Source organism: Bacillaceae bacterium S4-13-56 (assembly GCA_040191315.1).
Taxonomy (GTDB): domain Bacteria; phylum Bacillota; class Bacilli; order Bacillales; family JAWJLM01; genus JAWJLM01.
Genome location: JAWJLM010000034.1, coordinates 18,117 through 33,265, shown reverse-complemented (window position 1 = coordinate 33,265; position 15,149 = coordinate 18,117). Strand labels below are relative to the sequence as shown.

The window sequence follows — 15,149 nt, the reverse complement described above, 5'->3', positions numbered from 1 at the left end:
CGAATTCTATATTAATTTTATTCATAATTTATATTTAGTTTAGCATAATAACCTCTGGATTTCCCACTTAAAAAATGTCATCATTACTATTGAAGTACATAAACTTGTACCAAATAGAATTTTTTATTCTTAGTAAATCGTTTCATAAATCTTTTTTATATTTTGATATGATATACTAATGAGCATAACAACCAGATTAATGGTAAGGGTTAAGGAGGATATTACATTGAACTTAAAAAAACAATTAGTAATGATGCTAGCAATTCCGGCTGTTCTTATTGGTTGTTCTAATGAACCAAATGCAGAAGAAGAAATTTACAACCATCTAGAGAACGCCGTTACTCAGGAAGAAGGCTTTAAAGAACAGCAACAACCATTAATTGAATTAGAGCAACAAGAAAAAGATTTGTATGATCAAATTATTGATCTTGGGATGAATGATTTTGAGCAAATTAAAACATTATCCCAGGAAGCCATTAATCTCATTGAACAAAGGGAAGTTAAATTAGAACTTGAGAAAGCAAGTATTGATTCGGCTAAACAAGAATTTGATAAAATAGAACAATATATTAGTGATTTAGAGACAGATGAACAAAAGGAAAAAGTAAACCAGCTTAAAACAGCTATGGAAAATCGTTATAAAGCCTATAATGACTTACATGATGCATACGCTTCCTCTATGGAATTAGATAAGGAATTATATACAATGCTTCAAAAAGAAGATCTAGAAAAAGAGGAATTGGAGCAACAAATTGATAAAATCAATGCAAGTTACGATCAAGTCAATGAGTTGAATTCTACATTTAATAATCTAACTAAGGAATATAATGAAGCTAAAAGAGAGTTTTATGAGAGTACCGATCTCAATGTTGACTATGGTGATTCAGAAAACTCATAAAGTGAAACTTCAATCAGTGGCCGTCCCCACTGATTGTTAGCAACCAATGGTATGACCTAAAGACCCTTGATTCAATCGGAAATTTACGGGGATTTCATCCCACCTACTCTTTTCGTTTTGCTTAAGACTTGAGGGGGAGGTATTACTCCCATGAAAATAAAATATTAAATTTTTCATCCATGTTTGTAAAGCTTGCTTCATGGGTGGCTGCCCGTAAATGCGGGATAAAAAAGTATAAAAACAGTCTTGCTAAAATGCAGGACTGTTTTTTATTTTCAAAAAAACATAAAATTTGTCTAGTTCCAGCGAAAAAGCTTTATCGAGTAATCTTCAAAGCTTTTGCCTCGAGTAATCGCACAAAGGAAAACTACTTAGAACTACTTCGCAGAAACAAGTGCTTTTCTTGTTTTGAAGGCCGCTTGCGCTTTTCTTAATCAAAAATTAGTAGTAATTATTATTTATAGTACAGGGTTATAAAAATGGTAATACAGTTTCGTGAAGCCGCCTTTTTGATTATTCCTATCATCGTGGTGTTAAACTATTAAAAATATAAACAAAGTGTTTGACTAAGCAAAGTTATTTCATGTAAACTACAATCAAAAGCAAAATTGTATCAGTTTAGCGCTTAATTTTATTATAACAGTTTCTGAGAAAAACTAAAAAGGCGATTATATTCCATTAGAAGAGGGTATTTGAAGAGAAGCTAAATTTGGTACACAAAATTTCTCTTTTTGGGAATGCTAATATGAGGTAAAAATATTTGGAATGGAAGAAAGGAAGAGGTGAATCGTTTTGAAACGAACACTAGAAAACATCGAAAATCAGTATGAAACGCTTCAAATTCTGAATGAAGATGGTCAGGTTGTAAATGAAGATTTGATGCCTGATCTTTCGGATGAAGATCTAAAGGAACTTATGCGTCGTATGGTCTATACTCGAATTCTTGATCAAAGAAGTATTGCTTTAAATCGTCAAGGTAGATTAGGATTCTATGCGCCAACTGCCGGTCAAGAGGCATCACAGCTTGGAACACAATTTGTACTTGATAAAGAGGATTTCATACTTCCTGCCTATCGAGATGTTCCTCAGTTAATTTGGCATGGTCTTCCGCTTTATAAAGCATTCTTATTTTCGCGTGGACACTTTGCTGGAAACCAAATGGAGGATGTGAATGCATTAAGCCCACAAATTATTATTGGAGCCCAGTATGTTCAAGCTGCAGGAGTAGCTTTAGGTTTGAAGAAACGAGGAAAGAAAAATATAGCAATCACTTATACAGGTGATGGTGGTGCATCCCAAGGTGACTTCTATGAAGGTATGAACTTTGCTGGAGCTTATAAAGCACCTGCTGTATTCATTGTCCAAAATAACCGTTTTGCTATTTCAGTTCCAGTTGAGAAACAATCTGCTGCGAAAACTATAGCTCAAAAAGCAGTTGCTGCTGGTATCGAAGGTATTCAAGTAGATGGAATGGATGTTTTAGCTGTATATGCGGCTACTAAAGAGGCTCGTGAAAGAGCTGTAAACGGAGAAGGTCCAACTCTAATTGAGACAATGACATACCGATATGGACCTCATACGATGGCTGGTGATGACCCGACACGTTACCGTACAAGTGACCTTGATAATGAATGGGAAAAGAAGGATCCACTTGTTCGTTTCCGTAAGTTCTTAGAAGCTAAGGGACTTTGGTCTGAGGATGAAGAAAATAAAGTAATTGATCAAGCGAAGGAAGATGTGAAAGCTGCTATTAAGCAGGCTGATCAAGCGCCAAAACAAAAAGTTACAGATCTAATTGATTTCATGTATGAAGAACTTCCTGCAAATCTAAAAAAACAACGGGAAGAGTACGAAGCAAAGGAGTCGAAGTAAATCATGGCACAAATGACAATGATTCAAGCTATCACTAATGCGTTACACACTGAGTTGAAAAATGATGAAAATGTTTTGATCTTTGGGGAAGATGTAGGTCAAAATGGTGGTGTGTTCCGTGCTACTGATGGACTTCAAAAGGAGTTTGGGGAAGAACGTGTTTTTGATACTCCACTTGCGGAGTCAGGAATTGGTGGGCTAGCTATTGGATTGGCGTTGCAAGGATACCGTCCAGTTCCAGAGATTCAGTTCTTTGGCTTCGTATACGAAGCTATGGACGCTATTTCTGGTCAAATGGCTCGTATGAGATATCGTTCAGGTGGTACCTATAATATGCCAATAACTATTCGTTCGCCTTTTGGTGGCGGAGTTCATACACCTGAATTACACGCAGATAGTTTAGAGGGGCTACTGGCCCAACAGCCAGGATTAAAAGTTGTTATCCCTTCCACTCCATACGAGGCTAAGGGACTGCTTATTTCAGCAATTCGCGACAATGATCCAGTTATCTTCTTGGAACATATGAAACTTTACCGTTCATTCCGCGAAGAAGTTCCAGAAGAGGAATATACGATTGAAATTGGGAAAGCAGATGTGAAAAGAGAAGGAACAGATGTTACTCTTGTATCCTACGGTGCAATGGTTCATTCCAGCTTGAAAGCAGCAGAAGAGCTCGAAAAAGAAGGAATAAGTGCAGAAGTTATTGATCTTCGAACAGTTAGTCCTATTGATTATGAAACCATTCTTAAATCAGTAGAAAAAACTAACCGTGTAGTGGTTGTTCAAGAAGCACAGCGTCAAGCTGGTGTATCCGCTAATGTAGTTGCAGAAATACAAGAACAGGCAATTTTGTATTTAGAGGCGCCAGTTCTAAGAGTTACAGCACCTGATACGGTTTATCCATTCTCACAAGCAGAAGAAGTTTGGCTACCAAATTATAACGACATTATTGAAAAAGTAAATCAAGTACTAAACTTTTAATGAAAGAATAGATAGGAGGTTGCTATAGTGGCTTATGAATTTAAATTGCCGGACATTGGAGAAGGAATTCACGAAGGTGAGATCGTAAAATGGTTTGTAAAAGTGGGCGACGAAGTCAAAGAAGATGACGTTCTTTGTGAAGTTCAGAATGATAAAGCTGTTGTTGAAATCCCATCTCCTGTTGAAGGGAAAGTAACAAAAATTAATGTAGAAGAAGGTTCGGTGGCTGTAGTAGGAGACACAATTATTACATTTGATGGAGAAGGTGGAAATTCTGCGGATTCTCCTGCTCAAGAAGATAAACCTGCTCAAGAACCAACGAAAGAAGAGACTCCAAAGGAAGAAGCTACACAAAAATCACCTGAACGCAAACCACAAACTGAGAGCGGTGGTGAAGGTGATGGTTCACGTGTGATTGCAATGCCTTCCGTTCGTAAATATGCGCGTGATAATAATGTAGAGATCTCTCAAGTACAAGGGACTGGTAAAAACGGGCGTATTTTAAAAGAAGACGTCGAAGCTTTCTTAAATGGAGAGACTCCAGAAGCAACTGAAGAGAAAGTACAAGGGACTGAAACAACAGAAGAACCGAAAGCACCAAAAGAGACAAAACCATCTATTCCTGAAGGGGATTTACCAGAAACACGTGAAAAGATGAGTGGAATTCGTAAATCTATTGCAAAAGCTATGGTTAAGTCTAAAACAACTGCACCACATGTTACTTTAATGGATGAAGTAGATGTAACGGAGCTTGTGGCTCACCGTAAGAAATTTAAGGCTGTTGCAGCAGAAAAAGAAATAAAGTTAACTTATCTTCCATACGTTGTGAAAGCTCTTGTTTCCGCCTTACGTGAATATCCAATATTGAATGCTTCTATTGATGATGAAACAGAAGAAATTGTTCAGAAGCATTACTACAATATTGGAATAGCAGCAGATACTGAAAAAGGATTATTGGTACCTGTCGTAAAAAATGCTGATCGTAAATCCATTTTTAGAATTTCTAATGAAATTAACGAGTTGGCTACAAAAGCCCGTGATGGGAAATTATCTCCTGATGAAATGAAGGGAGCTTCTTGTACTATTACGAATATTGGATCCGCAGGAGGTCAATGGTTTACTCCGGTTATTAATTATCCGGAAGCGGCTATCTTAGGCATTGGTCGAATCGCTGAGAAACCCGTAGTTCGTGACGGCCAAATTGTCGTGGCCCCTGTATTAGCAGTATCTTTAAGCTTTGATCATCGTCTAATTGATGGCGCAACTGCTCAGCATGCACTAAACCATATTAAGCGTCTATTGAATGATCCACAATTAATTATGATGGAGGGATAATCAATGGTAGTTGGAGATTTTCCGATTGAACTAGACACACTTGTTGTTGGTGCCGGTCCTGGAGGTTACGTTGCTGCAATTCGCGCAGCACAACTGGGACAAAAGGTCGCTATTGCTGATAAAGGAACACTTGGTGGAGTTTGTTTGAATGTGGGATGTATCCCATCTAAAGCTTTAATTTCCGCTGGACATCGTTACGAGAATGCTAAGCACTCCGAAGATATCGGAATTAAGGCTGAAAATGTTACAGTCGATTTTTCAAAGGTCCAAGAATGGAAAGAAAGTGTTGTCAGTAAATTAACTGGCGGAGTAGAAGGTTTATTAAAAGGAAATAAAGTGGAAATTATTAGAGGAGAGGTTTACTTTGTAGATAAAAATACAGTTCGCATCATGGATGAAAATTCATCTCAGACTTATAAATTTAACAACTGTATTATTGCTACAGGTTCTCGTCCTATTGAAATCCCATCCTTTAAGTTTTCTGATCGTATTTTAGATTCAACAGGAGCTCTAAATTTAAAAGAGATACCAAAAAGTATGGTGGTCATTGGTGGAGGCTATATAGGAACCGAACTCGGAACTGCCTATGCTAACTTTGGTACGGAAATAACTATCCTTGAAGGTACTAAGGAAATTTTAGGTGGATTTGAAAAACAAATGAGCTCTTTAGTAAAACGTCGCCTTAAGAAAAAAGGTGTTAACATCATCACCGAAGCGATGGCTAAAGGTGCTGAGGAAACGAAAAATGGTGTTAAAGTTACCTATGATGCTAAAGGAAAAGAGGAAACTCTTGAAGTTGATTATGTTCTTGTAACTGTTGGTCGTAAACCAAATACAGATGAAATTGGGTTAGATGAGCTCGGTGTTGAAAAGACAGACCGAGGAATTATTAAGATAGATAAGCAATGTCGTACTAATATCCCTAACATTTATGCGATTGGTGATATTGTAGAAGGACCTCCTCTAGCCCATAAAGCTTCTTATGAAGGAAAAATTGCAGCTGAAGCAATTAGTGGAGAAAAATCTGAAATCGATTATTTAGGTATCCCTGCTGTTGTATTCTCTGACCCTGAATTAGCTAGTGTAGGACTAACAGAAAAAGAAGCGAAAGACCAAGGATATGAAGTAAATGCAGCTAAGTTTCCATTTGCAGCAAATGGTCGCGCCCTTTCTCTAAATGAGAGTGATGGATTTGTTAAGCTTGTTACTCGTAAAGAAGATGGTTTAATTATAGGAGCTCAAATAGCTGGAGTTAATGCAAGTGACATGATTGCTGAATTAGGTCTCGCAATTGAAGCAGGAATGACGGCAGAAGATCTTGCATTGACTATTCACGCTCATCCAACTTTAGGGGAGATTACGATGGAAGCAGCAGAAGTTGCTTTAGGGACACCCATTCATATAACCAAATAACATAAGAAAAGCGAAAGCGCCCTTCTAAACAAGAAAGACACTTGTTTCTGCGAAGTAGCTCTATGTAGCTTTCCTTACTCGGGGCAAAAACTTTGAAGATCACTCGATGAGGCTTTTTCGCTGGAGCTAGATAAATTTTCTTATGTTATTAGAAAACTAAGGTATTCAACAAGGCTTTATGGTGAATACCTTAGTTGTACTTATTCAGAGGGAAATGGTAAATACGGTTTGAAATTCATATTTAGAATTTCAAACCGTATTTTTTTGCTATCTTTTTTCAAAAAAATACGAATGTTTTACTAGATTTAATAATAAAGTAAAACAAGCATAGAATTTTTCTGTGAACAAGTCATAATTCTGATGGACTAAATCATAGACTTGTAATGTCAACAATCGATGTATGTATTTCTTTTGCATACTGAGGTTAAGTAAATGGATCGGAGGGGATCATTTGGAAAAAGTAGATATCTTTAAGGATATTGCTCAACGGACAGGCGGTGATATTTATTTAGGTGTTGTAGGTGCAGTACGAACTGGTAAATCTACATTTATTAAAAAATTTATGGAACTTGTTGTTTTGCCAAATATTCAAGAAGAGGCAGAACGTGCGAGAGCTCAAGATGAACTGCCGCAAAGTGCTGCAGGAAAAACAATAATGACGACGGAACCGAAATTTGTTCCGAATCATTCAGTAAAGGTTGAGGTAGACACTGGCCTCGAAGTAAATGTTCGACTTGTGGATTGTGTTGGATACGCTGTTTCAGGGGCAAAAGGGTTTGAGGATGATGATGGCCCAAGAATGATAAATACTCCTTGGTATGAGGAGCCAATTCCATTCCATGATGCAGCTGAAATTGGAACTCGTAAGGTTATTCAAGAACATTCAACAATCGGTGTTGTTGTAACAACGGATGGGACGATAGGGGATATCCCTAGGGAAGATTACGTTGAGCCAGAAGAACGCGTAATTGAGGAATTAAAAGAAGTAGGGAAGCCATTTATTATGATATTGAATTCCGTTCGGCCGCATCATCAACAGACAGAGCTCTTGAGACAAGAGCTTGCTGAAAAATACGATATCCCAGTCTTGGCTCTCAGTGTAGAAAACATGAGAGAAGATGACGTAGAAAATGTTTTAAGGGAAGCATTGTATGAATTCCCTGTTCTTGAGGTAAATGTTAATCTGCCAAGTTGGGTAATGGTACTTCGTGACGACCACTGGCTTCGCGAACATTTCCAAGAGGCCATTCAAGAAACCGTTCGAGACATTAAGAGACTTCGTGATGTAGATCGAGTGGTAGGGCTCTTCGATGAATATGACTTTATTGATTCTGCCCAATTATCAGGTATGGAAATGGGTGAAGGGATCGCTGAAATTGATCTAGAAGCCCCGGATTTATTATATGATCAAGTTTTAAAAGAAATCGTAGGAGTCGAAATTAGAGGGAAAGATCACTTGCTGGAACTAATGCAGGATTTTGCTTTTGCCAAACGTGAGTATGATCAGGTGGCAGATGCACTCGCAATGGTGAAACAAACCGGCTATGGAATTGCAGCCCCTACATTGGAAGATATGTCATTAGATGAGCCGGAAATTATTCGTCAAGGTTCTAGATTTGGAGTTCGGTTAAAAGCAGTAGCTCCATCTATTCATATGGTGAAAGTTGATGTACAGTCAGAATTTTCACCAATTATTGGTACGGAAAAACAAAGTGAAGAGCTTGTTAGATACTTAATGCAAGATTTCGAGGAAGATCCATTATCCATTTGGAAATCTGATATCTTCGGCAGATCCCTAAGCTCTATTGTAAGAGAGGGTATTCAGGCTAAATTATCACTAATGCCAGAAAACGCCCGATACAAATTGAAAGAAACTCTTGAAAGAATCATAAATGAGGGATCAGGAGGCTTAATAGCCATCATTTTATAGCGACTAATTAGTCGCTATTTTTTTGCCCAAAAAGAGGATTTTGTTGGGGTGTGTCGAATGGGGAGAAACATGATAAAACCAGGAATTCTCATGAAGATTGAGTAGTTTAATTTATCCCGCATGAAAGTGCGGTAATTCTCCCGCCTCAAGTCTTAAGGGAAATGAAAAGAGTAGGTGGGGATAAACTGGGGAAGCTTGCTTCATGGTTGGCTGTCCGCAAATGTCCTATTGGATTAAGGGTCTTTAGGTTATACCCATGGTGCTAACAATCAGTAGGGGAAGGCCTCCAATTGGAGTTTTACTTTATTTTCAATCTATTTTTCCTATTTTTAACAAAAGCAACTTTATTCTTTGGAAACATTGGTTAAATTATGAAGAATATTGGCGGATTGTATTGAATTTCCGCGCTTCTTCGTATATTATTAGGCATGTCACCATTAAATTGTGTGATAGAAGTATAGAATGACAAAAAAGTGTGAACAAATGAAAGTAGGAATATTTGGTTCTACATCGTTGTTCGAATTAGAAAGTTAACCCTATTGGGAGGAGGTGAATGTCATGAACAAGACAGATCTAATCAATGCTGTAGCTGAAAAGAGTGATCTTTCAAAGAAAGACGCTACTAAAGCTGTAGATGCAGTTTTTGAATCAATCATGGATTCACTAAAAGATGGACAAAAAGTACAATTAATCGGCTTCGGAAACTTTGAAGTACGTGAACGTGCTGCACGTAAAGGTCGTAATCCACAAACTGCGCGCACCGATGCGCTTTATGCCCTTGCTTCATAACATTTGAAGGGATGGTATAAAGCCGTTCGCATCGGACAATGGCATAAGGTACCATATGACATGATAGATGGTCATAGGCGAACCGTCTTACTCTGAGAGGAAACTCATAGGAGGACAAAAGCATGACGGTGAAATCCCAAGTCAAATAAATCCAATATTTGCGACTGAGGGGCAACGCCAAGTTAATATAAGGATAAGAGTCATACTACCCGAAGGATAGCTCGGTGGCATTGGGTTGGCAAATGGGTATTTGGATTATAGCCCCATTCCCTATTAGGAATAATCGTACCTGGTTTGGCGATTATTCATCTATTCAAAATAGGCACAAATCTAAGATAGATTAAAGAGCGGAAGTCCTATCCGAAAATTAACATACCTAGCTGATGCGAATAACGGTGGATAACCTAAGTTGAAGCGCTTGAAATATAGCTATAAGGAATGATACCAAGGGCAACCAAGGTATGTGACCTTTGAAAATTCAATATGGTTACGGAGTTCCCGTAGTAGTCCGAGGTAGGGAAAGCCTACTACATGGCGAAGGGGAACAGTCTGAACAGTTCAATACCAATCAAGAGGGAGTGTGTGAGACACTATGAGAAACTCTGAGAAAGTATTGAACAGCTTAGCCGTCCAAGCCGAAGATGAGGTCTACAGGTTCGAAAAATTAATACGAAATCTGTACAATCCTGATTTTTATCTAAGGGCAATTGGGAAAATTTACGCGAATAGTGGAGCAGGCACTGTCGGAAGTGATGGAACCTCTATAAGCGGTTTCAGCAACAAAGACATCGATAAAATTATCGAAGACATACGAAATGAAACGTATGAGCCTACTCCACTACGGAGAGTCTACATACCTAAGAAAAACGGAAAGAAACGTCCGCTTGGTATGCCGAACTTTAAGGATAAACTTGTCCAAGAAGTCATTAGATCTCTATTAGAAGCGATTTATGAACCAATTTTCAGGGATACTTCACACGGGTTTAGACCCAAAAGAAGCTGTCACACTGCTCTAAGGGATATAGACATTTTGTTCACTGGAACAAAATGGTTTGTAGAAGGAGACATTAAAGGTTGCTTTGACAATATCAATCATCACATTCTACTGAAGCTACTTCAGAAAAGAATAAAGGATGAGAAATTATTAAGGCTAATTAACAAATTTCTAAAATCTGGGTATATGGAAGACTGGGTATATCACAAAACGCATTCAGGGACACCGCAAGGTGGAATCATGAGTCCTATTCTCGCCAACATTTATCTACACGAGTTAGATAAATTTATGGAAACTTTAAAGAATGGTTTTGATAAAGGGGATAGCGACAGAAAAGAGAACCCTGTATACGTCAGATTATACTCAAAGATGTACCGTAGACGGAAGAAGTATGAAAAAGAGCCATCAAAGGAACTTCTACAAGAAATTAAATCCCTTGAACAGGAGATAAGGAAAATACCCTATTACGACCCAAAAGATACTTCCTATAAGCGACTGAACTATGTTCGATACGCAGATGACTTTATCATCAATGTTATTGGTTCAGAAAAAGATGCGGAAAGAATCAAAAGAAGGATTGGAAAATTTCTCAAAGACGAACTAGCTTTAGAAATGTCGGAGGAGAAAACTTTAGTAACTCACGTTACTAAATGTGCGAAATTCTTGGGATACGAGATAACCGCCAGAACTCCTAAGATTGAAAAAACTAAATATAGTCGCGCTATGAGAAAAGCTAACGGAAACGTAGAATTTTACATGCCATCTGATTATGCAATTAATTGGTTGAAAAAGGCGAGAGCCATTAAATTCAACAAAGATGGTACATGGAAACCTGTGGCGAGATATAGTCTCACTAATCTATCGGATTTGGAATTACTGCTGATTCACAATAGTGAAATCAGAGGTATATACAACTATTTCAAATTAGCTAAGAATATCCACAGACAAATGAGCACCCTCATTTACGGTCTAGAGTATAGTTGCTTAGGCACAATGGCTAGAAAGCGTAAATCTTCAACGGGTAAAATAAAAACCGAGTTGCGAAAAGGAAAAGGTTGGGGTGTTGAATATAACACCAAAAAGGGTAAGAAGTTCATGTACTTCTTTAACGACCCCATTAAAAGGTCTAGAATGCCTTACACAACCGATTCAGACGTGGACGAGGTATTTAGCCTTATGAAGTTCAGAGGACGCACAGAGCTCGAAAGTAGGCTGTCTGCGGGTGAATGTGAAATTTGCGGGTTCTCGGACATCGATGGTGAATTTCACATACACCATGTTAATAAACTCAAGGATTTGAAAAAGAAATCCAAAAAGAGTAAATGGATGGAAGAAATGATAGCTAGAAATAGAAAAACCTTGATTGTATGTAAAGATTGTCATTGGAAAATACATTCAGGTTCGTTATAGGTTAAGTTGTTCAGAGGGGGAGCCGTATGCTTCGAGAGTTGCACGTACGGTTCCGAGAGAGGTTCAAGTAAACCTACCATAGCGATATGGCAAGGCGACGGGTTCCTACTTAACGGTGATGAAATTGAAATTCCAGCTAGCAAAGTACCTGCTTTTAAACCAGGTAAAGCCCTTAAAGATGTTGTAAAATAATTCATACATAAGGGCTTAAAAAGGGATGCTAATTAGCATCCCTTTTTCCATTTTAGTAATTATCAATACGTTAATAATATTTCATTGGCTTCCATTTTTAAAAGAAAACAGGTTATAATAGTGTTAAACAAAGAAATAAAGGTGGAGTTAATATGGCAGCTTCAAATGATGCGACAGATTTTTTTGTTATAAAGGCTTTAGAAAATGGTGTAAATGTGATTGGTTTAACTAGAGGTACGGACACAAGATTCCATCATACGGAAAAGTTGGATAAAGGTGAAGTCATGATCGCTCAATTTACAGAACATACTTCTGCTGTGAAAGTAAGAGGAAAAGCTTTTATTCAAACTCGTCATGGTGAAATACATACAGAAGCAGAGTAACCCTCTGCTTTTCTTATTGTTACTATATAATGCTTTTATCCTGCATGAACCGGGCAGCCCATGTAATACTTCAACCTCGAGTCTTAAGTGAAACCAAAAGATTAGGTGGGGGATAAACTCTCATGAAAATAAAATATTAAATTTTTTCATTCTTGTTAGGGAAGCTTGCTTCATGGTTGGCTGCCCGTAAATGTCCGATTGGTTCAAGGGTCTTTAGGTTAACCCTTGGTCGCTAACAATCAGTGGGTACGGCCACTGATTGAATTTTTACTTTAAAATGGCCCTAATATAAATGGAAATTAATAAATCAAAGTTTTGATAGGAAGAATTATTGATCAATATTATGTTATAATAGTCATGTTTATTAGGGGAAGAAGGGTTAAGGTGATTACCATGAGACAATCTGAGATTAACATTGCAAATATAATAGAAACCATACACTCATATGTTCATCACCCCTATTTGATGAATTTTATTGATGATCCTGTGATTAATGAAGATAAAATACGATTTTTAGCTGCTTTAATGGAATCTTCAACATTGGACTATAAAAAGAGAGAGCAATATATTATAACCACAATGCTTGTCCAAATTGCCCTTGATACTCATGATAAAGTTGCATTATCGGGTCAAAATGAGAATTCTTCCAAGCTTAAAAATAGACAACTTACTGTTTTGGCAGGGGATTATTACAGTGGTCTTTATTACTTTTTGTTATCCATGTTAAATGATATACCTATGATTCATACATTGGCTAATGCTATAAAGGATATTAATGAACAAAAAATGAAGCTGTATCAATCGGAACGCCCAAATTTGCAACAATTTGTTAACTCTTTACGTTCAGTAGAATCCTTATTAATTCAAAAAGTAGCCGATTTTGTTGAGAACCCTCTTTTACGTGAAATTGCAGGAGAGTGGTTACTTATCAAAAGATTAATGGACGAAAAATCACTTTACCAAAATAGACAACCATCCATGATAATAGACCGTCTTACTAAATCTTTTGTTACACAATCTCATTTATCGGTTAGTCAATTTATCGATAATATCATTCATAAATCACTTAAAAAAGTAGAACAAACCATTACTCAAATGCCGGTTGAACAAGAAGAACTAAAAACATATCTAAGAGATATGATCGGTACATTTTTTTATAGCAATCAAAAAGTTGTGGAAGAAGGGTAAGAGAATGCAACAATCAAAAGAAGAACGTGTTCATCATGTGTTCGAAAAGATCTATGGAAAATACGATGTGATGAATTCTATCATTTCCTTCCAACGACATAAAGCTTGGCGTAAGGATGTAATGAAAAGAATGCGAGTAGATTCTGGAGATACAGCATTAGATGTGTGCTGTGGTACAGGGGATTGGACATTAGCTCTAGCTGAAAAGGTTGGAACTAGGGGACAAGTAATCGGGTTAGATTTTAGCAAAAATATGCTATCCGTTGGTGAGAAAAAAATAAAAGAACTTGAAATTTCACAAGTTTCCTTTATCCATGGGAATGCAATGAAGCTTCCTTTCCAAGAAAATTCCTTCGATTATGTAACTATTGGTTTTGGTTTGCGTAATGTTCCAGATTATGAACAAGTACTTCGAGAAATGAGAAGGGTAGTAAAACCAGGTGGTAAGGTAGTTTGTTTAGAAACCTCACAGCCTACTATTCCAGTTTTTAGACAAGTTTACTATTTTTACTTTAAATATTTTATGCCTTTGTTTGGAAGATTATTTGCTAAAAGTTATAAAGAATATCAATGGCTCCATGAATCAGCTAGAGATTTTCCTGGCCGAGAGGATTTAAAAAGTTTGTTTGAAGAAGTTGGCCTAAACAATGTTGAAGTAAAAAGCTATACTGCCGGTGTTGCTGCCATGCATATGGGGCAAAAATAAAAGAAGGTAATGTAGATGGGTGACACAATGAAATTATCAATGATGTATCCTTTTTTAAATCAAGAGCTAGACCAAATAGAAAAAGAACTAAATCAGACGATTCAAGCAGAGAATCCTATTCTCCGTGAAGCATCAACTCATTTGTTAAATGCAGGAGGAAAGCGCATTCGTCCTGTATTTGTTTTATTATCCGGCAAATTTGGAGAATACAATCTTGAGCGAATAAAATCTGTTGCTGTGTCTTTGGAACTTATTCATATGGCTTCCTTAGTACATGACGATGTTATTGATGATGCTGAGCTGAGAAGAGGAAAACCGACTATTAAATCGCAATACGATAATAGAGTTGCCATGTATACGGGGGATTACATGTTTGCTCGCTCGTTAGAATGCTTGAGTCAGCTTGAAGATACTCGCGCACATCAAGTTCTTTCTAAAGCTATGGTTGATCTTTGTATAGGTGAGATTGAGCAGATTAAGTCTAAATATGATTGGGACCAAAATTTAAGAACGTATTTAAGACGAATTAAGCGAAAAACCGCATTGCTTATATCTGTTAGTTGCCAGTTAGGGGCTATCGCTGGTAAGGTTCCTTTGAAATACGAACAAGCCCTATTTAAGTATGGATATTACGTAGGCATGTCTTATCAAATTATTGATGATGTATTGGATTTTACGGCTTCCGTAGAAGAGCTTGGTAAACCTGCTGGTGGAGATTTGATGCAAGGGAATATTACTCTCCCAGTATTGTTTGCCTTCCGAGATCAGGTAATGAAAAACAAAATTATAGAATTATTTGACCCTGATTATTCAGGGGACCCAAAAGAAATCGATAAATTTTTGAGCGAATTTAGAAAATCTAAGGCTATTGACGATTCGCTTGAGATCAGTGAGAGGTATTTGCAAAAGGCTTTAAATGAATTAAAGATATTGCCTAATTCAAGGCCAAAGCAAGCCTTGGTCAACATTGCAAAATATATTGGGAAACGCAAATCATAGTATGGTTTGCGATTTTTCTTTTTTTTTGATAAAATCATTCTGCTTATTGATTTAAGCGC

At 37.2% G+C, this 15,149-nt stretch carries 11 protein-coding genes and 2 pseudogenes; all 13 read left to right on the top strand.

Translation table 11 applies throughout. The features are described 5' to 3' along the window. Positions 1 to 226: 226 nt before the first annotated feature. The 13 genes and pseudogenes from RZN25_10710 to hepT all read left to right on the top strand — a co-directional run bounded on the left by RZN25_10710 (position 227) and on the right by hepT (position 15,090). The gene (locus tag RZN25_10710; GenBank protein MEQ6377291.1) at positions 227 to 898 is read left to right on the top strand and encodes a YkyA family protein; all 672 of its coding nucleotides are present in this window, start codon (positions 227 to 229) and stop codon (positions 896 to 898) included. A gap of 792 nt (positions 899 to 1,690) precedes the next feature. Beyond that, complete coding sequence (pdhA, locus tag RZN25_10705) at positions 1,691 to 2,770, top strand: pyruvate dehydrogenase (acetyl-transferring) E1 component subunit alpha (protein MEQ6377290.1); 1,080 nt, start codon at positions 1,691 to 1,693, stop codon at positions 2,768 to 2,770. Positions 2,771 to 2,773: 3 nt separating this feature from the next. Then, positions 2,774 to 3,751 (top strand): alpha-ketoacid dehydrogenase subunit beta, encoded by a 978-nt coding sequence (locus RZN25_10700; protein MEQ6377289.1) that lies wholly within the window; start codon positions 2,774 to 2,776, stop codon positions 3,749 to 3,751. Between the two features lie 27 nt (positions 3,752 to 3,778). Beyond that, on the top strand, positions 3,779 to 5,086 hold the full coding sequence (locus RZN25_10695; protein MEQ6377288.1) for a dihydrolipoamide acetyltransferase family protein: 1,308 nt from the start codon (positions 3,779 to 3,781) through the stop codon (positions 5,084 to 5,086). Positions 5,087 to 5,089: 3 nt separating this feature from the next. After that, a complete protein-coding gene (gene lpdA, locus RZN25_10690; GenBank protein ID MEQ6377287.1) occupies positions 5,090 to 6,499 on the top strand; it encodes a dihydrolipoyl dehydrogenase in 1,410 nt (469 codons plus the stop codon). A gap of 451 nt (positions 6,500 to 6,950) precedes the next feature. Further along, positions 6,951 to 8,429, top strand: a complete 1,479-nt coding sequence (spoIVA, locus tag RZN25_10685; GenBank protein ID MEQ6377286.1) for a stage IV sporulation protein A — start codon at positions 6,951 to 6,953, stop codon at positions 8,427 to 8,429. A 558-nt stretch (positions 8,430 to 8,987) separates the two neighbouring features. Further along, positions 8,988 to 9,182 (top strand): annotated as a pseudogene (locus tag RZN25_10680) (HU family DNA-binding protein). Between the two features lie 628 nt (positions 9,183 to 9,810). Continuing rightward, positions 9,811 to 11,622 carry a reverse transcriptase domain-containing protein gene (locus RZN25_10675; protein ID MEQ6377285.1) on the top strand — a complete coding sequence of 604 codons (1,812 nt, stop codon included), beginning with the start codon at positions 9,811 to 9,813 and terminating at the stop codon, positions 11,620 to 11,622. A gap of 114 nt (positions 11,623 to 11,736) precedes the next feature. Beyond that, positions 11,737 to 11,814, top strand: a pseudogene (locus RZN25_10670) (HU family DNA-binding protein). Between the two features lie 152 nt (positions 11,815 to 11,966). Continuing rightward, on the top strand, positions 11,967 to 12,197 hold the full coding sequence (mtrB, locus tag RZN25_10665) for a trp RNA-binding attenuation protein MtrB (protein ID MEQ6377284.1): 231 nt from the start codon (positions 11,967 to 11,969) through the stop codon (positions 12,195 to 12,197). A 393-nt stretch (positions 12,198 to 12,590) separates the two neighbouring features. Beyond that, positions 12,591 to 13,385: a heptaprenyl diphosphate synthase component 1 gene (locus tag RZN25_10660; GenBank protein MEQ6377283.1), complete on the top strand. Its 795-nt coding sequence runs from the start codon at positions 12,591 to 12,593 to the stop codon at positions 13,383 to 13,385. Between the two features lie 4 nt (positions 13,386 to 13,389). Next, positions 13,390 to 14,091 (top strand): demethylmenaquinone methyltransferase, encoded by a 702-nt coding sequence (gene menG, locus RZN25_10655; GenBank protein MEQ6377282.1) that lies wholly within the window; start codon positions 13,390 to 13,392, stop codon positions 14,089 to 14,091. 27 nt (positions 14,092 to 14,118) lie between these two features. Beyond that, positions 14,119 to 15,090 carry a heptaprenyl diphosphate synthase component II gene (gene hepT / locus RZN25_10650; protein MEQ6377281.1) on the top strand — a complete coding sequence of 324 codons (972 nt, stop codon included), beginning with the start codon at positions 14,119 to 14,121 and terminating at the stop codon, positions 15,088 to 15,090. Positions 15,091 to 15,149 lie beyond the last annotated feature (59 nt).

What these genes read in the sequence shown, in the direction of transcription:
- mtrB (MEQ6377284.1), top strand. Translation starts at nt 11,967, where the DNA reads ATGGCAGCTTCAAATGATGCGACAGATTTTTTTGTTATAAAGGCTTTA.
- lpdA (MEQ6377287.1), top strand. Translation starts at nt 5,090, where the DNA reads ATGGTAGTTGGAGATTTTCCGATTGAACTAGACACACTTGTTGTTGGT.
- hepT (MEQ6377281.1), top strand. Translation starts at nt 14,119, where the DNA reads ATGAAATTATCAATGATGTATCCTTTTTTAAATCAAGAGCTAGACCAA.
- RZN25_10675 (MEQ6377285.1), top strand. Translation starts at nt 9,811, where the DNA reads ATGAGAAACTCTGAGAAAGTATTGAACAGCTTAGCCGTCCAAGCCGAA.
- menG (MEQ6377282.1), top strand. Translation starts at nt 13,390, where the DNA reads ATGCAACAATCAAAAGAAGAACGTGTTCATCATGTGTTCGAAAAGATC.
- RZN25_10700 (MEQ6377289.1), top strand. Translation starts at nt 2,774, where the DNA reads ATGGCACAAATGACAATGATTCAAGCTATCACTAATGCGTTACACACT.
- RZN25_10660 (MEQ6377283.1), top strand. Translation starts at nt 12,591, where the DNA reads ATGAGACAATCTGAGATTAACATTGCAAATATAATAGAAACCATACAC.